The sequence below is a fragment of the Scytonema sp. UIC 10036 genome (assembly GCF_009725235.1).
Genome location: NZ_WJFC01000008.1, coordinates 60,776 through 82,106 on the forward strand (window position 1 = coordinate 60,776; position 21,331 = coordinate 82,106).

At 40.6% G+C, this 21,331-nt stretch carries 15 protein-coding genes; 10 read left to right on the forward strand and 5 right to left on the reverse strand.

The window, feature by feature from the left end:
* The first annotated feature begins 717 nt into the window (after window positions 1–717).
* The 4 genes from F7734_RS05940 (at window position 718) to F7734_RS05955 (ending at window position 4,098) form a co-directional block, all read left to right on the forward strand.
* Complete coding sequence (locus F7734_RS05940) at window positions 718–1,263, forward strand: hypothetical protein (RefSeq protein ID WP_155743811.1); 546 nt, start codon at window positions 718–720, stop codon at window positions 1,261–1,263.
* Between the two features lie 3 nt (window positions 1,264–1,266).
* The gene (locus F7734_RS05945; protein WP_155743812.1) at window positions 1,267–1,752 is read left to right on the forward strand and encodes a hypothetical protein; all 486 of its coding nucleotides are present in this window, start codon (window positions 1,267–1,269) and stop codon (window positions 1,750–1,752) included.
* 231 nt (window positions 1,753–1,983) lie between these two features.
* Window positions 1,984–3,102, forward strand: coding sequence for an ATP-binding protein (locus tag F7734_RS05950; RefSeq protein WP_155743813.1), 1,119 nt, complete (start codon window positions 1,984–1,986; stop codon window positions 3,100–3,102).
* A 255-nt stretch (window positions 3,103–3,357) separates the two neighbouring features.
* Window positions 3,358–4,098, forward strand: a complete 741-nt coding sequence (locus tag F7734_RS05955; RefSeq protein ID WP_155743814.1) for a hypothetical protein — start codon at window positions 3,358–3,360, stop codon at window positions 4,096–4,098.
* 310 nt (window positions 4,099–4,408) lie between these two features.
* Here the strand turns inward: F7734_RS05955 and F7734_RS05960 are convergent, their stop codons facing one another.
* On the reverse strand, window positions 4,409–9,085 hold the full coding sequence (locus F7734_RS05960) for an AAA family ATPase (protein WP_155743815.1): 4,677 nt from the start codon (window positions 9,083–9,085) through the stop codon (window positions 4,409–4,411).
* Window positions 9,086–9,743: 658 nt separating this feature from the next.
* Between F7734_RS05960 and F7734_RS05965 the strand changes: the two genes are divergently transcribed.
* The 4 genes from F7734_RS05965 (at window position 9,744) to F7734_RS05980 (ending at window position 15,697) form a co-directional block, all read left to right on the forward strand.
* A complete protein-coding gene (locus F7734_RS05965) occupies window positions 9,744–11,237 on the forward strand; it encodes a hypothetical protein (protein ID WP_155743816.1) in 1,494 nt (497 codons plus the stop codon).
* A gap of 68 nt (window positions 11,238–11,305) precedes the next feature.
* Window positions 11,306–12,409 carry a DUF1822 family protein gene (locus tag F7734_RS05970; RefSeq protein ID WP_155743817.1) on the forward strand — a complete coding sequence of 368 codons (1,104 nt, stop codon included), beginning with the start codon at window positions 11,306–11,308 and terminating at the stop codon, window positions 12,407–12,409.
* A 112-nt stretch (window positions 12,410–12,521) separates the two neighbouring features.
* Window positions 12,522–12,728 (forward strand): hypothetical protein, encoded by a 207-nt coding sequence (locus tag F7734_RS65965; protein ID WP_347566137.1) that lies wholly within the window; start codon window positions 12,522–12,524, stop codon window positions 12,726–12,728.
* Window positions 12,729–13,294: 566 nt separating this feature from the next.
* The gene (locus F7734_RS05980; RefSeq protein WP_155743818.1) at window positions 13,295–15,697 is read left to right on the forward strand and encodes a DUF4114 domain-containing protein; all 2,403 of its coding nucleotides are present in this window, start codon (window positions 13,295–13,297) and stop codon (window positions 15,695–15,697) included.
* Here F7734_RS05980 and speB read toward each other — a convergent pair whose 3' ends face one another.
* On the reverse strand, window positions 15,698–16,741 hold the full coding sequence (speB, locus tag F7734_RS05985) for an agmatinase SpeB (protein ID WP_155743819.1): 1,044 nt from the start codon (window positions 16,739–16,741) through the stop codon (window positions 15,698–15,700).
* 102 nt (window positions 16,742–16,843) lie between these two features.
* A complete protein-coding gene (locus F7734_RS05990) occupies window positions 16,844–17,701 on the reverse strand; it encodes a neutral zinc metallopeptidase (RefSeq protein WP_155743820.1) in 858 nt (285 codons plus the stop codon).
* A 592-nt stretch (window positions 17,702–18,293) separates the two neighbouring features.
* Here F7734_RS05990 and F7734_RS05995 point away from each other — a divergent pair.
* Window positions 18,294–18,620 (forward strand): hypothetical protein, encoded by a 327-nt coding sequence (locus F7734_RS05995; protein ID WP_155743821.1) that lies wholly within the window; start codon window positions 18,294–18,296, stop codon window positions 18,618–18,620.
* Window positions 18,621–18,722: 102 nt separating this feature from the next.
* Here F7734_RS05995 and F7734_RS06000 read toward each other — a convergent pair whose 3' ends face one another.
* Window positions 18,723–19,040 (reverse strand): RNA-binding protein RbpA, encoded by a 318-nt coding sequence (locus F7734_RS06000; RefSeq protein WP_038077635.1) that lies wholly within the window; start codon window positions 19,038–19,040, stop codon window positions 18,723–18,725.
* A gap of 462 nt (window positions 19,041–19,502) precedes the next feature.
* Window positions 19,503–20,117, reverse strand: a complete 615-nt coding sequence (locus F7734_RS06005) for a cupin domain-containing protein (protein ID WP_155743822.1) — start codon at window positions 20,115–20,117, stop codon at window positions 19,503–19,505.
* Window positions 20,118–20,157: 40 nt separating this feature from the next.
* On the opposite strand from F7734_RS06005, the gene F7734_RS06010 reads away from it, so the two are divergent.
* Entirely contained in the window at window positions 20,158–21,279 is a 1,122-nt protein-coding gene (locus tag F7734_RS06010) for an AraC family transcriptional regulator (protein ID WP_347566138.1), read from the forward strand.
* The last annotated feature ends 52 nt before the right edge of the window (window positions 21,280–21,331 follow it).

Below are 21,331 nucleotides of genomic sequence, written 5' to 3' on the forward strand. Positions count from 1 at the left end.
GGGAACTAAATTTCTCTTAATTTCCCCCCTTTACAAGGGGGGACTAAGGGGGGTAATAATGTGATTAAAATGACAACAAACAACTTTTCAAACATCCTCTAAGGGGATTTTTGAAATTCTTCAACCTGCTGCTGAAAATGGCTCTACACGATGTATTAATATATCTGTACTAAAACAGGTATTACTGTTAAAAGGAAACGCGTTATTTTGAGCAAACTGGCATGGTGAGGTCATTGCTTGTGTTCAGATATGAGCCTCTTACGAGTGTCGCAAAGCATGTCGGAAGCAATCGCCCCTATGAAATGTGAAAGAAACACAATTTTCCAAAAGCCTTGATATATAAGGGATTTAACATGAGTTTCTAAGGAGTCAACTTTTATTTGTCTCATGCAAGTGTATAGGTCGATTGAACTTGAACCTATTTACAAGTAGAAGGAAAAAAACAAGCTATTACCTTCTCAATAATATTGATATACTTTACTTGCTTGTTTTGACTTTTTTCGCTCGCCATTACTTAACCAATGACTAACAAACAGAAGTTTGGAAAAGTTGTATCTCAAGAACAAAGCATTTCCAGTTTAAAGGTCATCTATACTGCTTTTGGGTTTACCAATAGTCAAAAAATCTAAGTTTTCGCGTGAAGCCCTGTTTAATTTACTAAGCTTCGTGACTCACTCAACCATGGAAAACTATTTCTACAGCTAAGAGGAAAAACACATGAGAAATCAAATAGAGAACCCAGTTGACGGACGGGTATTAAAGCATACTTGGCAATTTATGCGAGCTACGTTTGCACAAGCACCCGAAAAATTCAAGCAGTTGGCAGAAAGTTTGCCCGAACTGTTTCTGGACAGTGAAACAGACATCGATTTGCGAGAAAAGCGTAAGGTCTATCTGATTATTGCTAAGTTTCTTCGAGACAACTTTCAAAAACCACTTCCTGTTTGTTTGGGAACGACACACATTCTTTGCGACGAAGCTGACCCCCGGTTACTGCTAGACGGCGTGCTTGACGATCAAGCCAAGCAGTTAGCTACGTTTGCAAAAGAACTCGTGATCGCAGTTAAGGTGCTGTACGAGCCGCTACCAACTCGCTCTTACAATCGCCTAGTTGAAATATTATGGCTCAAGAACGACAAACCGACAGTGGTCAAAGTAGAAGAAGAAGTGCCTTGGGATTATCTTGTTGCAGATGTGCGCGAGAAACGCCTTCTCTCTGGTGCGGACACCCTTACCTTTAAACTTTATCCACAAGAGGCTTAAATCATGGACCCAATTACAGGTTTGCTCATAGGCGCAATTGGTCTAGCACTGGCTGCTACAGCTACTGTAGTTTTTTGGCATCGCATTCTCGAATGGGGTGAGAAAAACGTATTTCCTTGGTTTGAACGCCATCTTCCGACGATTGCTCCCTATGTACGTAAGGCTTTCTCTCGCATTGATAATGTTGTTACCAGTGTCCGTCGTACCGTTAAAGAAGCCTGGAACAAGGTAAGCCAGTACTTACTAAAGCAGGTTGTAGAATTGAACCGCCAGACATCGAATACTTGGGTTCAACAAGTTACTTCTTGGGTGATAGAAAACTCCGGTTACAACAACAAGCCCCCTGTCAAAGAAATCAGGACAGAGCAAGAAGTTTCTTGGGATGATTTGCCTGAAGATGTACGCAAAACTTTCTTGCGCCAACAGCAGTCATCTTTTCAAAAGGATGTTACCGAGATTCGCAAACAGGAAATGGTGTTAGCCAGTTAGTTAAACTCTTACTTCTTGATGAGCATCTTGCTAGACGCCACCAAGCATAGGTAAATGAGTTATTGCAGTGATTTGGGAGTCGGTCTTTCCTAATGAAAATGTGAGATAGACCGACTTTCTATCTAAAAACTATGAGCTTGACCAAATCGAATATGCAGATTTCAGCAAAGAACTGCAACGCATAAATTATGCCTACAGAAATATCATTAATCAAATTCAATGAGGTAGTATATGCCGACAGGATGGACGATAGAATCAGCAAAATCAGAATTAACAATATCGAAAGATAAGGTAACTGAAGAGAATTCTACTGTCAATGCTTCTAATTTAGAAATGCCGGAGATGGCACGATTGGAAATGTTCATTCCTGAAGCCCCAAAGCGCAAGATTGATGACCTAATTCTGTCAACAATTGTTCGTGAGCGAATTGAGACTGCGCTCAACCGCATTCTGTATCATGACGTGTTGTATCACGAATGGAATCTGAAAAAGATTGACCCTCAAGGTCGCCGAGTAGCAATTAATATGTATGGTCCCCCCGGAACAGGAAAAACGTTTTGTGCAGAAGCGATCGCGCACTACCTCGACAAACAAATCATTAAAGTGAACTATGCTGAAATTGAGTCTAAATATGTCGGCGAAACACCAAAGAATATCACTGCTGCCTTTAGAAAGGCTAGCGAAACAAATGCTATTCTGTTCTTTGATGAGGCAGATTCCATCCTTGGCAAACGCTTGACAAATGTCACCCAAAGTGCTGACCATGGAGTCAATGTGAGTCGTTCAGTGATGCTGCTAGAGTTGGATAAGTTTGATGGAGTGGTAATTTTTGCGACTAACCTCGCCAGCAATTACGATGGTGCTTTTGTGCGGCGAATTCTAGCTCACATTGAATTTGAACTGCCGGATGAATGTTGTCTGGTAAAACTGTGGCAGTATCTATTACCAGAAGAAGTTCCCCGTGCTGATAATATTACCTCAGAGTGGCTGGCACAAGAGTCACTTGGACTGGCGGGGGGAGATATTTTGAATGTAGTGAAGTTAGCTGCTTCTCAAGCAGTTACCAGAAAAGGTAATGCGCGCCTAGTAATGCAGTCTGACATTAGAAATGCGATCGCACAAGTCAAAAACGCTAAGGAGAAAATCGGCTCAACACCGGGTGAACGACAAGCGATTGCTACAACCGTTGTTACAGAACGGGTGTTGACACCTGATGAACTTCCCTCTGATCTCCGAGAGCCTTACAAACAAGCTATCTCCAATCAGCAAGCACAGAATCAAGATGGCTTAGAATCTCCTTCAAATGATTTTTCTAACAATGGTTATTCCATCTGTCATGATGCTAATTAAGCTGTTGTCTTCCGTTAAGGAGACACGATAGTGCGGGGATCTCCCGCACCGCTGCAAAGCGGGCGTGCCACCGTCGTGCAACTTCTAATCGCTTAGGTTTAATGCAAAATGTGACTAAACTTCCATTGGGGTTATACAAGTGTATAAGTCGATTGGATTTGCGTCTATCTAAAAGTAGAAGCAGGAAAAACCAGCAATTAGCTTGGGTTCCTCCTTCTGCTCAAAAGAACATCACACCATCAAAAAAACATTCCTATGAGCATCAAATCTGATTTGCAACAAAGTTTCATGACTCAATTGCTTAAAAAAACATCACTTACACGAACAATCAGCAAATTTTCTGCTATCGGACTAGTGGTGTGTTCGTCTTTAAGTGTAACATTTTTATCACTTAAATCTAGCTACGCCTACAGCGCCTTTAAAAATAACGATTATTATGTTGCACAAAGCAAGCAAAAGTCTGGGGAACGAGGAAATTTCTCACAGTTTAAGTATAAACTTGCACAAAGGGAAACAGGAGAACAAAATCCATCCTATGATAATACTAAGAACCAATGGGGTTTTATCGGTAAGTATCAATTTGGAGAGGCTTTATTAATTGACCTTGGATACTACCAAGCTGATGTTTACTATGGCAATGGTGCCGACAGGAACTATTGGCGGGGAAGATGGACAGGAAAAGATGACATTAGGAATAAGGAAGATTTTTTGAATAATAAGAATAATGTACAAGAAAAAGCTATTAATCAGGCTTTTGCGTTGCAGTGGAGCCGTCTCAAAGCTGAACTTCAACAGAATGGACGGTCTGTGGAACAATATCTTGGAAAAAGCACTAGAGGAATAGCCATCACCACTTCTGGACTTATAGCAGCTTCTCATCTGCGTGGTCCAAGAGCAACTGCAGAAATGCTGCTTTTTGATAAGGATAATAGGGATGAAAGAGGTACTTCTATTTTTGAGTACCTCAATGAGTTTGCTGGATATCAAATCAAATAGTGAAACTCTGTCATAGGATGTTTTTTAAAAAGTATCAGATTTTATTTAGATCCCCTTAGCCTCCCTTAAAAAGGGGGGAAATACTTCTACTCGTCCCCCTTTTTAAGGCTACGGTGTATACAGAAGTCTGAAATACTTAATAAACGGAGATTTTAGCGTGAGTTTTACCCCACCCTAACCCTCCCCTTGGAAAGGGGAGGGAACCGGAAATTCAATTTCCCCCCTTTGCAAGGGGGGACTAAGGGGGGTAAATCCATCTTGTGTGTAAACCGTAGCTTTTTTTTAAGGGGAGCCACTGCGTTACTTCAAGCTACGGAGTCCCAATTCCATCACACAGACGGCGATCGCTCTGAGTGACATTGGGATTGTTTTTCAAAAAATCACCTACCCAATGACAACCATCAGCTAGTAGCTGATTTGACTCCAAGCCCAAATTCCATAGAATTAATTTTCCGGTGTTGTCACCTGAAGCAAGGTGAGTAGCATCTGGGCTAAAATTTAGGCTCCAGACGGAATCATCGTGTCCGAAGTAAGTTTTCAGTTCCCGAGCGTCAAGACTCCAGAGTTTAACAGTCTTATCCTTACTAGCAGTAGCAATTGTTTTGCCATCCGGGCTAAATCTGACACGGAAGACTCCAGCATTATGCCCTTTGATAGTCCTAATGAATTGACCTTCAGTTGTCCAAAGTTTAACAGTTCTATCCTCACTGGCAGTAGCGATCGTATTACCAAGCGGACTGAAACTAACACTATGAACTCCATCAAGATGCTCGTTCAGAATTTTGATGAGTTTACCTTCTCTTGTCCAAAGTTTGACAGTTTTGTCCCAACCTGCGGTGGCAATAGTTTTGCCATCAGGGCTAAAACTGACGCTATTCACCCCTTCCCCATCTTCATCGTCATCTTTTGTATGTACTGTTAGGGTTTGGAGTCGATCTCCATTTAAGTTCCAGAGTTTGACAAGACCGTCATGACCGGCAGTAGCAAAAGTCTTGCCATCCGGGCTAAAACTCACTTGCCAGATCCATTTTTGATTGTGCGCCTTGAAAGCTTTAATTTTCTCTCCCAGATGATTCCAAAGTATCACATTCCCATCAGCAGTCGCAGTAGCAATTATTTTTCCATTAGGGCTAAAATTAATGTGAGTAAACCATGTATCATTGCTACTATCATCCAATTTAAGAGTTTTGATTAATTCACCATCGCGCCGCCAAAGTTTGGCAGTTTTATCTTGACTAGCAGTGGCATATTCGGAGCCATCTGGGCTAAAACTCAGGCTATAAATCGCACCATTATGCACCTGTTGGATTTGATGTTTCTTCCCTTTTAATTGCCAGAGTTTGGCAGTGCCATCCTTGCTAGCAGTGGCTATGATTTTGCTGTCAGGACTGAAACTGATGCTCCAGATACAATCTTTATGTCCCCTCAAAGTTTGGAGATGGGAACCTGATTTGTTCCAAATTTTGATGGTTTGGTCACTACCGACTGTAACAATTTTCTGACCATCAGGACTGAAACTAACGCTAGTTGCTTCTTTATGAGCATCTAAGGTTTTTATTTCCCGTCCCTCAATGCTCCAGAGTTTTACAGTTCCATCTCGACTAGCAGTAGCAATTTTTTCACCATCAGGACTGAAATTGACGCTCCAAACCCAATCTTTATGTCCACGATCGCCAGTGAAACTTTGTAGTTCTTTCCCATCGCGATTCCAGAGTTTCACTGTGTTATCTTGGCTGGCGGTAGCAAGAGTATGACCATTAGGACTGAAGCTCAGGTTCAAGATAGACTTTTCATGTCCCTTAAAGGTTTTGATTAATTGACCATCAATTGTCCAGAGTTTGATATATCCCTTGGCATCAGCGCTAGCGATAGTCTTTTCGTCAGGACTAAAACTTACACTATTCACTTTTGTATTATGACCAGTGAGGGTAGTCATTAATTGACCTTCAGTTGTCCAAAGTTTGACGGTTCCGTCCCAACTGGCTGTGGCAATTATCCGATCTTTTGGGCTAAATCTGACGCTTTGTACTAAATCTTGATGTCCTGAAAGGGTTTCGATCTCTTTTCCATCTAAACTCCAGAGTTTAACGGTTTTGTCTTTACTGGCAGTAGCGATCGTATTACCAAGCGGGCTGAAACTTACGTCTGTGACTTCATCTGTATGTCTTTCCAATTGATTGCGTTCTGTTACTTTGTAAAGTGCCTCTTGTAATAAAATGTTAAGTTTCTGTTGAAGGGCGGCTTTTTCCTGAGGTTGATAAAATGCCGAAAATAAAGGAGTTTTATTCAGTTTTTTCAATGCCTTCAAACTTTCTATCAGCGCATCAAAATCCTGAGATGATATCAAAAGTGCTTGGCTCGATACACTAGTCGCTTTGATTTCATTCAACCGTGCATTCTGCCATTGCCACCATGCTAGAAGAGCAAGTATTAAGGTGACTACCAAACCACCAGTGAGACCTGACATAATAACTTGCTGTCTGCGTCTGTTTTGGCTTAGTACCTGTTGTTGACGTGTAATGCTAGCGGTAATAAAGTTTTGCTCGGATTGTGTGAGTTGTTCTCTGCGTTGCTCGTACCATTCTTGTGCTACAGCCAGACGAGTTCCTTGCAATAATGCTTCTGCTTGACGGTTCTTATTCAGCTCTAGCCATTCTTGCACGTCTGGTTTTAATCTTTCTTGCCAAATGCGAAACTCACGATTGGATTCGATCCACTCCCGCAAAGTTCCCCATTCCCGAATCAATGCTTCATGGACAATTTCTACTGTTTCTATTTTCTCAATTTCATCCCACCCAGTCACCACTAAACGTGCATCCGCCAAGCGTTTGACTAAATCCCAATTTTCTTGTCCCACCTCGTGGCGAGTAGCTACACGCTTAGTATCCTCTGTTCCTTCCCCCGGACGCACTAACTGAATAAATACCCTTTGTGCTTTTTCTTTATCCGCCCCAGATAGCGGGTTCAATACATCATCTGCATAGTTAGCCAAAGCTTTCTCTAAACCACCAATTTCTTCATAAGCCTCATGTGTCAGATACCAATTCTTCTGTTTAGACCATAACTGTGTCAGAGCAAATTCAAGCATTGGTAAACGACCGAGTTGATTCCCAAGGTCATTAATTAATCTACTAGTTAACCCCGACTCTAATTCCACCTTCATTTTGGCTGCAGGCTTTTTGATGGCATCTCGTAATTCTTCAGAGTTCATCGGGGTCAATAATAATGGTGCATATCGCTGCAAAGCCTCACCAAAAGGTTGATAATCGAGTGAATTTCTGAGAAAATCCGCTCGTAGCGTTAGCACCAACGTAAACCTTCTCCCAAATTTTACAACATACAACAACGCATCTAAAAAAGGTTGACGCTCTGCTTCTGTTGCTAGAGTGTAAAGTTCTTCAAACTGGTCAGCCACCAACACTAAACGCTGATATCCCAAAAATCTGGCAATATTATTAATATAATAGTATAATCTTGTATTATCTAACTCTAAGTGTTCTTTTAAATTAATTTCTATTGAAAAGCGAGCATTTTCTCCTACATCCTCTTGCTGCTGTCGTACCAGCGACTGACAAAGAGGATTTAACGCCGCAGCCAAAGCATCAAAAGGATTCTTCCCCGGACGAAAACTGACTATCTCTACATTAAGAGACTCTTGTAAACGCGGAATCAACCCTGCAAATACCAAAGACGACTTCCCACTCCCAGAAGCACCAATGACAGGTACAAGCGGGTTGCTGTTGACTGCTTCCACTAAAGAAGCAATAAACTTCTCCCTACCAAAAAAGAAATCTGCATTTTCCTGACGAAACGCAGATAAACCTTGATAAGGACCATCAGGAAGTTCCCCAGACAGTCCTCCCAAATCTTCCCAACTTGGTGGAGCGAGAGTGGTATTTTGACAGATAATTGGCAACCAACTAACTCCTGGTAACTGTTTTGCAATATCTTGGTCGTCTGCAAGTTCTTGCAACTTATCTCTTGCTTGTCGAACTGAATTAAATAAAGATTCACCTTGGGAAAAAGAATTTAAAAAATATTGGAGAAACTTTTGTGCCAATTTATCTGGTACTTCTTCACGCCAGACAATAATGTAGGGCAGATTTAAGCTTGCCAATTGTCTTGCTAAACCCAGACCATCACAAGAATTGAAAATAGCTAATTTTAAACCTTTATTAATTGCTGTTTTTAGTGTGTTTTTGATTTCTCCCAAACTTAAACTATCATTACGATTAATATTTATGACACCTATTTGACCATCATTTTTAGTTTCGCTGTGACCAGCAAAAAATAAAATGTCGCAGGGTTCTTCCCAGAGGGCTTTAAAGTCTGAACGATTTGGTTCTGTAAGAACTATTAATTCTGCGGCTCGTTTCTTCAATTTTTCAAGCAATTCTCGATCTGCACTGGTATCAATGTTGGTACTATCTCCAAAAATACTAAGAATCCTAGCTCTTCTAATTTTACCAGCAGTCAATGATTCTTTAGATGCGATAGTACTTGCAACAGAAGATTGAAAACAAACAGCCGCCTCATAAGAGAACTTTTGAGCAAAAAAATTCCATTCCTGCCAGGGTAGTCGATGTAAGATGTCCTTGGTTGCTAGAGATGCAATTTTCTCAGTATGGATAACCAAACGAATTTCTGGTTGGGGGTCTTGTGGCAGTACTTGTTCTAATTTTAACTGAATAGAGCGAAGCCACTGATGAAGTTGATTGCGTAAATACACAGATGAATCATAACAATCTGTTTTGGATAGATTCGTAACTTGGTTATCTTTAAAACGACCTCTGGAGTGGTTCAGTAACAAGTAGTATTGTTTTTTCCAACGTTCATAAAAACCTGGAATTTCCGCATCTGGAGGTAATTGCACTTCTAGTTGTGTAATGTTATGCTGTGCGGTTGGCACCGTCACCTTAAGATTGATGTTACTAAACCCGTGCTCAAAGTTCCCGTCACCAAACTCCAAGTTTACCCATATTTCCATAAACCACTACCCTAGGCTAGTTCACCAACCCCATCACCATTTTCTTTAAGTAGGTTCAAGCAAATGCAACTTATGCGGTTTTAAAGAAGAATTGCAACAAAACTTTAGGGAAGCATTACGTCCTGCGAGGGAGACATAATTTTTAGTATATTTTTACTACCTGCGCTCATCTGTTTTTACAACACTAGGACTTACGTATTGACAAAAAACATCAGATATGTGTGAGCATTTTTAGCGCTTCAACGTTTGATTTTTTAACACCTGAGAACCATCATCACCTACTACAGGGGCGCAAGGCCTTGCGCCCCTACAAGTCTGAAACGACCTTTCTTCCTTGACTCATATAATGGTTCATTTGTACAGTGCGTAAGTCCTAAACACAACCAATGACTTGACAACTGTTTTTACAATACAACTGTTAGTATAGCAGTCCTAAATGATTTACAAACACCTCTTGCTTGTCCTCCTTGTCTCCCTTGTCTTCCTTGTCTCCCTTGTTTGGATCTCAAATAGGATTGCTATAGCATCTGTATAAGTTCAAAAAACCGAAACATATATATATTATGTAGCTCTCCAGAACATTGATAAAAACGATCTCTGGTAAATAGCTTCGCTGTTGATGTCACATTTGATGAGAAGCAAGGTAACTTTAAAAACTATGATGGTTCCGTCAAGATACTGGACAATGCAGATAATTGATTCTCCTATAGTACGCAATAATAAGCTAAAAGGAGGCTACAAGGCCAAACCAATTCTTCCTGCACAGGAGTTTTTTAGGATACATTTTTCTAAATTAGCCAACCAACCTACATTATCGTCAGAAGAAAGCAGACACATTCAAGCGATTGTGTGGAAGCTGTTTTACTCAGCTTCCGATATACGCGATCGCGCTCTTGCTGGGCTTTGTTTGAGATGCTATGTATCTCAGAAAATTCTCATGACTTGTAAAAAAATTCCTCACACCGGTCAATCTGAAGTTGAAAAGCCTTTCAGCTATATCGATCTGCTTCCGTTCGTTTTAAATGACGATGGTAGAGAACTAGTGATTTTGGATAATGAAGGTCAAAATCAACTTATCTTGAATCAAGATGACACAACTCGACCAATAGCTAAAGGAGGAGAATATTTTAGCGTTGAAATTTTGCGAAGATTTAATCCAAACTTAAATTCTAGTGAAAGCTTAGATAATTGGATTTGGAGGCTAACGCAACAAAATCAACATTTAAAGTCATTTTTATGGGAATTCGGAGTACGAACTCCCAGTGATTGGGCGCTACTATGTAGACATATTCCTCGTTCCCTAGAACCCCGTCTTCAAAAAGGAGATCGTGAAATTGTCGAAGTTTTTTATGCAGTCTATCGTCGAGACAGACGTAACTCAGACAAAAAAGGACGTTGTTCTGAACCAACACCAAGGCAGTTGCAAGAAATGCGCGATTTATTGCAGCAACGAAATATTACCGTTAGTTCTTCAAGAGAACTCATGTGTCATTTCAAAAGAATTGCAGAAATCTTACGACAAGATACGCTTTCCAGGAGGATAGGTAGCCCTAAAACCATACCTTTAGAGGTATATGATAACTCAACTAATCATTATGTTCCCAATCTAGAATTAGACTATCACGATCCCGACCTAGAGGAGATTGAAATAGACCAATTACACGAGAATTGTAATGCTTTGTTTGAACAGATTTTATCTGAAGTCATAGCGGAAGTTATTGCACGGCATATTGAATACTTAGCAAAAAGTAAAGGATATAAAAGTTTTGCTCAACGATTCCATGAAGGTTTACAACTTTACTACCAAGAGAATAAAACATTAGGAGATATTGCTAAACTATGGGAGATACCTTGGTCTAAAGTCAGACGCATTTTTGTCTTAGAAGACCTTCTCAGGAAGGTTCAATATCGAACAGAGGAAAAATTCCTTGACACAATTCTCAAAAAAACTACACCACTACTGCCAACCACAATTAATAGCGATCCCGCTCTTCTAACAAATGTTGCTGAATCAATTCGAGATTATGTCTTGAAGAAAACATTCAACGATGCATATGCAGAAGTCTTAAGCGGAAAAAAACAGATAAGAAACAGTTTATTTGCTCAAATGATACGCCGCTACCTCAATCATTCACTCAATCACGTAGCATGATTAAATTTTTTATCAGAAAATATCCACTTTTTTTTATCAGAGTCTACTACTACTTGAGGAGTTAAGATATGATTAACGTTTCTGTTTGTTCAGAATATAGGAGACGGAAATTGTCACCAGAAGTTATTTACTTGGAAACAGAACATTTTGAGTCAGCCAAAGAAAATAGCGACCAAAATTTAGATGAAGCACACCAGTGGAAAATTTATTTAAATACACTAGCGCTACTTGGTTTTGAAAAATGGCTGAGAGAACGAGTTCCGGATATCAAAATTAATCGAGATAATTGTTCGATATTTCAGCCCAATAGTATCAATGCGCTCGCTGGGGTTTGTTATCTTAGTCTTGGTGATTTTCATCTCTGCTTAATTACTGTAGATAACTTGATTGATGATTATGTAACTGTACCAAAAAGGGCTGCTCATTTTTATGTATTGCTTGAAGTCTTGGAAGAGGCAGAACAATTAAGTATTCATGGTTTTTTGCGTTACGATCAACTCATTGAATATTGCCAATCAATTAATTTAGAAGCAACTTCTGACAATTCTTATGAGCTACCACTCTCCTGGTACGATCCTGAAGTAAACAATCTCTTGTTATACTTGCGTTTCTTGTCTTCAACAGCTATTTCTTTACCATCAATAGTTGAAGTCAATAATACAGAGATACAAAATCTTACTCCGGATACGAGCATTGCTAATAAAGCATTAGTCAACCTAACCAATTGGGGACGTGAAGTTTTTGAAGGAGGTTGGCAATCTAGCAAAAACCTTTGGAAGACACTTGATAGTAACTATGCTTGGGGATATGCAAGAAGCCATTCAGTATATTATCATTCTTCTGGAGCTAAAAAATTAGATTTTGGATTATTACTAAATGGTCAATCAGTAGCTTTAATTGTCAATTTGAAAAGGTTGGAAAATAATGAAGTTGATGTGCTTGTACAAGTTGCTCCTTGTTGTGAGGAACATCGCAATGAGGAATATCTACCATCTGGTTTGAAGTTGAAAATCACTCTGAATCCGAATACCTGTGAGTCAGAAAGTCAGGAAGTTACTGCAAGGGAAGCAGACTATATCATTCAGTTAGAATTTAGTGAAGCTCTTGGCAAACAATTTCAGGTTGAAGTCAGCTTCAAAAATGCTGTGATTGCTGAAAACTTTTTGTTGTGAATTTCATCACTGGTGTTTAGCGAGTGGGTAAGGTTTGAGGGGCGAGAGGGGATCCTCAAACCTTACCCATTTTCCATAACTAGTAGCGGCTGCGTGTCCTCGACATTCATCCATGAACAGCAAGTCAGCACAGTTTATCATTCATAACATAGAGCACTGGGCAAAGGCATACTTTTTAATCTGCCCCACCTTATTCTATGCTGCTGAGAGTATTGATGATTGGATGAGCGCAGCTAGATTTGAAAATGTACAAACAGAATACGTTGGTTGGATTAACCAGGTGACATCTAGTGTTAAGCCCAAAGCATTAGTACATTAATCAAAATTGAGGACACAAAATCCATTTTTTTGTTCAAACGCGTCATATCCCGTCTCTACATTAACGAAAAATGAGTTTTTGCAAAAGAATCCAAGTTTTTGACCTCTATGTTGAATAATGTACCAGTGCTTTAAGCCGATAATACCCCTAGTGCCTGATTTTACTACAATTAACTGGTTAAATACTAAAAAAATTAACACTAAGATTATATAAAATTAAGTAATTTTACGGTTTAACTTTATCAGTATGGTTGTGTTAGCCTAGATACGCGTATGTTAAGTTTAGTGCATTTATCCCTTAGAAGATTTGTTTCAGGAAAAACGTTTTCTGTTGATGTAAAGGTAAATATCAAAAGTTAAGCACTGTTGATAGAGGTTCTCACTTGAATAAAGTACAGATTTATCTGCGTGCATCCGCGTTCATCTGCGGTTCCTTAATTATTTTGATGTATTACATCCTAATTGAAAACAACTATATTTTAAACATTTTTATAGTTATTTAATCTATATCCTTGGGAGTCATTTTAGGTGCTCTGCCATGACGTTATCCTTAACCAAAAATGATTCATGGCTACTACTTCTTTAAATGTAACGGTTGATTGGAATGCTGTTGAAGGACAGACAAAAAATGAACATTTTGGAATAAATGTTTATAGGGCTGTTGCAGATGCAGGTAATTCAAAATATCGCAGCAACATGAACCACATGAGTCCGGGAATAATCCGCTTTCATAATATGGATTATATGAAGGATTCTAGCAAGGATCATGGCTTAATTGATACTGAAAATAAAACATGGGATGCTCAAAAGGTAATCAATACTATTCAAGCTTCCATTGATATGTTTGGTACAGATCAACCCCAACGTATGTTCAATATTCCTTCATGGCCAAGTTGGATGGATGCCAACAACGATGGTTATCTAGATAGCGATCGCTTTGACGAATATGCGAACTTATGTGCGGATTTAGTCAAGATTGTTAATAAGGATAATAAGTTCGGCGTTCAATATTGGGAAATCACTAACGAAAAAGACATTGAGTACTTTAGCATTTTCCACACCAAAAGCGGTTGGGGTAAGCTTATTGACCCGAATCAACCAAATCGCTTAGACGAATTAATAACTATTTATAACAAAGTTGCTGAAGCCATGAAGGCGGTAGATCCGAGCATTAAAGTAGGTGGACCTAGTGTTGCTCGTCCCGACTTAACTCCTTTCTATGAACCATTCATTAAAGGAACACTGCACAATCTGGACTTCTTTACCTATCACTATTACCCTACAGGTAGCGCTTCGACTTCAGACGAGCAAGTCTTTAATGCTACTAATTCTATTGGAAAATACACAAAAAGTATTGTTGATACACTCAAAAAGCTCAGCCCAGATCGAGAGATTCCTGCCATGTTAGGCGAATATAACATTAGTTGGACTTGGGAAACTCATGACCCACGTATGACTAATAATAAAGGCGCAGTTTTTGATGCACTATCAATAATAGAAGCTATAGACAACGGTGCAGCAGCATCGCTCTCTTGGAATGAAAAAGACGGTAGTTACGGGAAAACAAGTTATAATGATACGCTACGTCCCGGTGGTCAACTCCTACACTTATTTAATGAATATTTAGTTGGAAATCGTATCTCTACAAGCAGCAATAATAGTAACATCACAACTTTTGCAGTAGATCGTCCAGGTTCTCATAAAGCTTATGTATTAATTAATTCCTCAAATAGCGCTCAAGAAGTTGCTGTCACATTCAATAATTGGAACTCAACACAATCCAATGTCAGCAAACATATTATTTCTGACGCTGGTTATAGTCAAGAATTGACAGCTTGGGATACGGTCAATAATAGTACAATTTTTCTGCCTGCAAACTCTGTTATTTTCTTTGAAGATGGCAGTCTCGATGTAAGTTTACCCCCGACAAACGAACCCAATCCCACACCACCAAGCGATAGCCAAGGCAACACTGGCGGTTCTGATGTGAGTTTGCCCCCAACAAACGAACCGAACCTCACACCACCAAGCGATCGCCAAGGCAACACTGGTGGTTCTGATGTGGGTTTGCCCCCAACAAACGAACCCAATCCCACACCACCAAGCGTTCCCCAAGTAAGCAGCTCTATATCTAGTCCTGAAAATATTAGTGCAGGTGGCATACCCTCTAGTTATACTTCAACTCTTCACCAACAGTCTTCTCCAGGCAATCTCAGTTCTTACAACCAGCCCGATCGCTTTGATAATATGGAGTTTTCATCAAAACCTAAAGACTCAAGCACTAATATTGCTTCTTTATTATTAAGCAGTGGCAAAAGTGTTAGTCAGAGTCTTAAGTCAGCGCTCGATACTCCGCGTAACATTTCCGGAAGCCATGTCACGGATAAAACCGCTATCGGCGAGCCAGAAATTGCGGCTGTATTAAATCCTTCAAACGACTCTCAAGCACCACTGCTTGACTTGCGTAAGACCGATCTGAATAAAGATGGTCAAGTTGATAACAAAGTCTTTGTCAATTTCTATGACGTTAAGAGCCATGCAGTCTACAACAATACTGTAGGATTCTACAAAATTGCCAATATCGATGGAGCAGTTTTTGACTCTTTAACAGGCAAATTAATTCCTCCGGGTGAAAAAGGTTACGCTCAAGTAGCACTTGAACAACGGGTATTGGAGGTAGAACTCAATCGGAATACAGGTCAACTTATGACTCAACTTGAGGGTGGAGCATTATATGCCCCCTACCTGATTGCAAGTGGTACTGCACAAGAGTACCTTAGCAACATATCTGGTAATCCAACCAGCAACCAAACACCTCAAGCATTCTTTGGTTATGGAGTGGGGAACCCAGACAATATCAATCACGTCAAGTTACTTGGTAAAAATCAATTAGGATTTGAGGATACAGCCGGTGGGGGAGATAGAGACTTTAATGATTTGATGTTCAAAGTAAAAGTGCAAAACAGTTAGTTAGAAAACATGACTTTTTTGTGATAAATCCATGAGATTTGAGAGCTTGTAAACTATACGCGCACCAACATTACCATCCCACTCAGCATCACCAACTTCGCAGAGATCGAAGCCAATAATTTTTCTACCGCTATGAACTAATTCACGGAACAGAAAAAAAGCTTGCTCTAATTCTAGCCCTCCAGGAACAGGAGTTCCCGTACTCGAACAGAGTTTTGGATCGAGACCATCAACATCAAAGCTAATGTATACTTGTTCGGGCAAATGACTGATGATTTCTCGGCATATTTCAATCCAAGTCGTTCCAGAGTAGAGTTTTTGTTTGATAATTGAGTCATAATAGGCAACAATCCGACCGTTCGATTGGTCAATAGTTTGCACCTCATCATGGCTGATATCGCGCAATGCTACCTGCACTAACTTGGCAATTTGCGGCAGTTTCATAGCGTTAAACATGATGGATGCATGAGAAAACTCAAATCCTTCATAAGCATCGCGTAAATCTGCATGGGCATCAATGTGTAAAATGCCAAAGTTTGGATAAGAATTTGCTAATGCTTGATAATATCCTAATGGTACACTGTGATCTCCGCCAATGACGGCTACCCGTTTGCCATTTTCTATTGCTTCCTGGCTCTTTTCAAACAACCATTGATTGACTTGTTGGCAAGCTTGATTAATTTCTGTAAGAACTGGTGTTAAATCTGGTGTATCTGTCAGAGATTTACCTTGTTCTAGACGCTGAATAATTTCTGCTGCGCGATCGCGATAATACGCGTTCTTCTCCAAGATATCTTGGGGAATTCCCACCATAAATATTCCCTGTTTCCATCCATCAGGGTTATCGATATCGAACAAATCCAATTGGGTTGAGGCATCAAGAACGCGCTGTGGTCCGTTAGCAGTACCTGCACCATAGGAAACGGTCACTTCCCACGGCACGCCAAAGACTATTAGTTTTGCCGACTCGCAATCAAATGGTAACCCAAGGAGGTTACCATTTATTTGACCTACGCCACTGGGATTGTAATCTTGGAGTTGCATTTTCCTATGGATTTTTAGTAGACAAAACACCGCTTGGTGGATACTGAAATATGGTAACGCAACTCATGCTTTTGGTAACGTCAATTACTTATGAGTTATCTTCTAGAGATTCGCCACTGCAAAAGTATTGCATTGTGCGGGATCTCCTGTCTGAACACCCCGCTTAAACCAACGCGCTCTCTGGGCTGAACTGCCGTGTGTAAAGGAATCTGGGGTGACATATCCTCTGGCTTGGCTTTGCAAGCGATCGTCTCCAAGACTGCTGGCTGCATTGAGTGCTTCTTCAATGTCACCTGTTTCTAAAACCTGCCGCGATCGCTGGGCATGATGCGCCCAGATACCAGCAAAACAGTCTGCTTGTAACTCCTGGCGAACGGAAAGTTGATTTGCCTCTTCTTGAGGAACTTGACTCTGTGCTGCACGAACTTTGTCAGAAATACCCATAAGAGTCTGAACGTGGTGTCCAACCTCGTGAGCAATCACATATGCTTGGGCAAAATCTCCAGGAGCTTGGTATCGATTCTTTAAATCTCTATAAAAGCTTAAATCAATATAAAGTCTTTGGTCAGCAGGGCAATAAAAAGGACCGACTGCCGATCGCGCATAGCCACAAGCAGATCTGACTGCATCTGAGTAAAGAACTAACTTTGGCTCTACATAAGTTCGTCCCATTTGCCGAAACAGGCTATTCCAGGTATCCTCCGTATCTGCTAGGACAACTGAAACGAAGTCAGCTAAGCGATCGTCGCCTGTTGCAGAACGTTCTGTTTGAGGAGACTCTGAGTTAGGGCGGCTTGGTGCTTGTGTTTGCTCCCAAATGACACTGGGATCGCCACCCAGCAAAGCCACAATTAATGACAAAACAATTGCCCCGATACCACCCCCGACAACTGGTGCGGAAATCCGACTTCCACGCCTATCTTCAACGTTGGTGCTTCTACGACCAAATTCCCACCGCATAGCCTAGAGTCCCCAATAACTTAGTTTGATAAAAGTGCGATTTGGCGATAAGGTTGTACTCCCGCAGGCAGCAGGCTTATCGCATTTTCTAAATTTCTACAAATGCACTAAAAATATAAGGAATTAAATTCATCTAAAGCATCTGTCACAGGAGTTGTGATAATTTGCTCGGTCATCATACTTGAGGAAGGCGTACCGCTATAAGTATTCGCACATACCTATCAAAAAACCCGATGCATAAAATTACAAATTATTTTGCGTTGTTTTCAATGCACCAGATCCGATAATAGCGTAGGTAAGGTTTGACACGATACCACAGGGGATATGAGTAGATTGCTTTTTAAGACTAAATAGTAAAAATATTTTATATATTTAACTTATGTTAAGTTAATAGTTATTTTGTTAACTCAGTACGCTAGTGTACACTTCTTTATTCTATAAATATGTTAAACATTCTATGTCTAGTGCAAACAATCAAAAACAACTATGCAGTTGAAAAAGCCTTCCGGAGCTTGGAAAATAAAGCTCTGTTGCCTTATATACTCAGCATAGCTGCCTTTTTGCACTAGCTTAACATTATCCCAGAACATTGATGCTTGATTTAAACAGCTTAGCTGAGTTTTCCCGTGCCAATTGTGTCAGTCTTTGTGCCTTTCTAGTACCAGCTAACTTGGTTGCTACAATCGTTACGATGGCTCTAACTTTATTCGATCGCCCAGCACATCAAATATGGCGAGCCGCAGGAGTTGCCAGTCTTCTTGCTTTAATTATGGTATTGCACGTATATACCTGGTTTGCAGTTGGCATAGTCATGGCTCCTACCTATATTTTGTTATTGCTAGCACTCTCTTGTTTGCTAACCAATATGGGAGCTATCCTCTTTCAAAGACACTTTGCTACTGTAACCAATGACCAATGACCAATGACCGATGACCTGACTCCGTGAAAATTCTATCAAAAAAGGCAGGCTTTGTGCCTGCCAACGACTTTACAGTTATTTAATAATTTTTGCTTTCAAGCTTTAGTAGCGTCTGGAGTAACCACCACTGTTGTTTCCACGTCTACCGCCGCCACCACCGTATGAAGAACCTCTGTCTTCACGTGGCTTAGCTTTGTTAACTTTTAAATTCCGACCCATCCATTCAGCCCCATCAAGCGATTCAATTGCTGTAGTTTCTTCTGCATCCGTTCCCATATCTACAAAGGCAAAGCCTCTAACTCGACCTGTTTCCCGATCTACGGGTAGTTGGACTCTTTTTACGGTTCCATATTCTGAAAAAACGTGTCTGATATCGTTCTCCTGAACTTCGTAGGATAAATTACCGACGTAAATTGACATAAAACATCTCCTGAATCAATTGGCGATGAGAGTTAGATTCGGAGATTACACTTGTAAGTACCATGAGACAAACTGCAAAACCGAATATAAATCCTGTGAATTAAGGATAACACAAGTTGGTAAGCCGATTGTCATGGTTTTAAAAAATTGTAAAAATTACTTAAAGTTAGGCAACCTAAAAGATATTTTTATTAATAGTTACCAGTTGCCAAAGGGATTTATCTCCTACTTGAAAGTCACGAATTTGAATGATGAATCCGTTGATTTTACTTCAGGAAGAAGTAATAGTGTAAGCAATATAGGATTTCTATTTGATTTTTGAAATATATGTAGGTTGGGTTAAAGCCCACCAGCAGTATCATATGGTGGGCTTTAGCCCTACTACTTAAAATCTTTCATAAATCATTTAGGATTCCTGTATAGGATGTGACCAGAAATTAAATAATTTTACTGAATGCCCGGTCAGCGATCGCTGCTCTTGTTCCAGTATCTAGCGATCGCTTGTTCGCTACCCAACCAACCAGCCACCTGAATCAGGGTGTCTATGAGTAACTTTTGCACGAGGTGCGACGGACCGACAAGGACGGTGTCGGCTTTCCTTAATAATAAAGCGAGGTGCAAGGGATTGGTAGGCATTCCCTCACGATTGGTCTTACCGTCAATTGCTAAACCAAACAATCCTCTGATAAATTGCTCAAACTGTCCTGCAGGTGTATTTTCACTTGTATATGTAACCCATTGCTCTGAAGCATTGCGGAAACTGTGTTGCATGCCAGGGGGAACATACACGCTTTCTCCCGCTTGTAGTGTGAGGCGTTTGCCTCTCCCTCCAACCTCCATCTCCAAACATCCTTGCAACACGGTAAAGGTTTCACCCATCTTGGTATGGTAGTGTAACGGGCTACCTTTAGCACCGGGGGGTAGATCGAAGCGCACTTTAAAGTACTCTCCTTCACCTGTGGGGTTTGAGTGCAAAACCGTCATGCGATCGCCAGTCACTGGATTAACAATGGTTTCTGGTTGCTGAGTTGCGACTAAGTGGGCAGTTTGGGTTTGAATATTTGTCAATTCCTTCATAGCAAAAACTCCTTTGGGTTAAAATTTTGTTTGAAGCTTTGTGTTACCAGATGCATTGCTGCTTGGCTATAGTTCAAGAATATGGGTTCTGCTTAGTCGTGAATTGACATATCCCGCCAAGAAGTTAACCGATCGTGACGAGATGAAAGAAGCTACGTTCTCTGTTTACCTGACCCGCAGCATTGTGCAATATACAGTTGTAAAATATGGAGTTGATGCAGATAGCTTGTGTGCGGCGGCGGGGATTGAAACTACCCTGCTAAGCCAACCTGACGAGCGAATTCCAGGTACACTTCACAGTGCCGTGTGGCGGGAAGCGATTCAGCGTACAGGGGATGAAAATCTTGGCTTACACCTGGGTGAAGTTTTCAATCTGGCAGCGTTTGGCATTGTTGGCTATGTACTGGTGAATTGTCAAACACTCGAGCAAGTCTTGGAAAAGCTGTCGCGATATACCCATTTGTTTAGCCAAGGTGTGTACATTCGCTTTAATGTATCTGATGGTTTGGTGTTTTGTGACTGTGATATTGCGGACGACTTAAAAAACTACTTGTTAGCAGAACCTCGACAAGCCATTGAAAGTACTTTTTCATCTTTACTGACAGCAACAAGAGTTTTGACAGGAAAACAGCTTCGTCTTCACGCTGTTTGGTTTGGGTATCCACGCCCTGTTAATACTTCCGAACACGATCGCATCTTTCAGACAAACATACAATTTTCAATGCCTACAAATCGTCTCATCTTTGATGCCAATTGCTTGAATTGGCCTATTTTATCAGCTAACTTGAACCTTTTGTCAGTCTTCGAGCAACACGCAGAAGCAATGCTCAATACAATAGTTCGAGAGGATACCTATACTCGACAAGTGGTACAAGCGATCGCGCAACAACTTAAAGGGGAACTACCATCAATTAAAGCGATCGCTCAATCTCTGGCAATCAGTGTTCGCCAATTGCAGCGAGAATTGCAAGCTGAAGGAAAATCTTACCAACAAATTCTTGACGAAACGCGCAAAGAGTTGGCTTTGCGACATTTAAAGAACCCAGATACTCCCATTTATGATGTAGCGTTTTTGTTAGGATTTTCTGAACCTAGTGCTTTTAACCGAGCATTTAAGCGATGGACGGGGAAAACTCCACGCAGTTATCGCCAGTCACCATAGCAAAACACCTGGTTTGTAGTTGCGCTTTAGCGCTTGTATCGTTACTACGAAC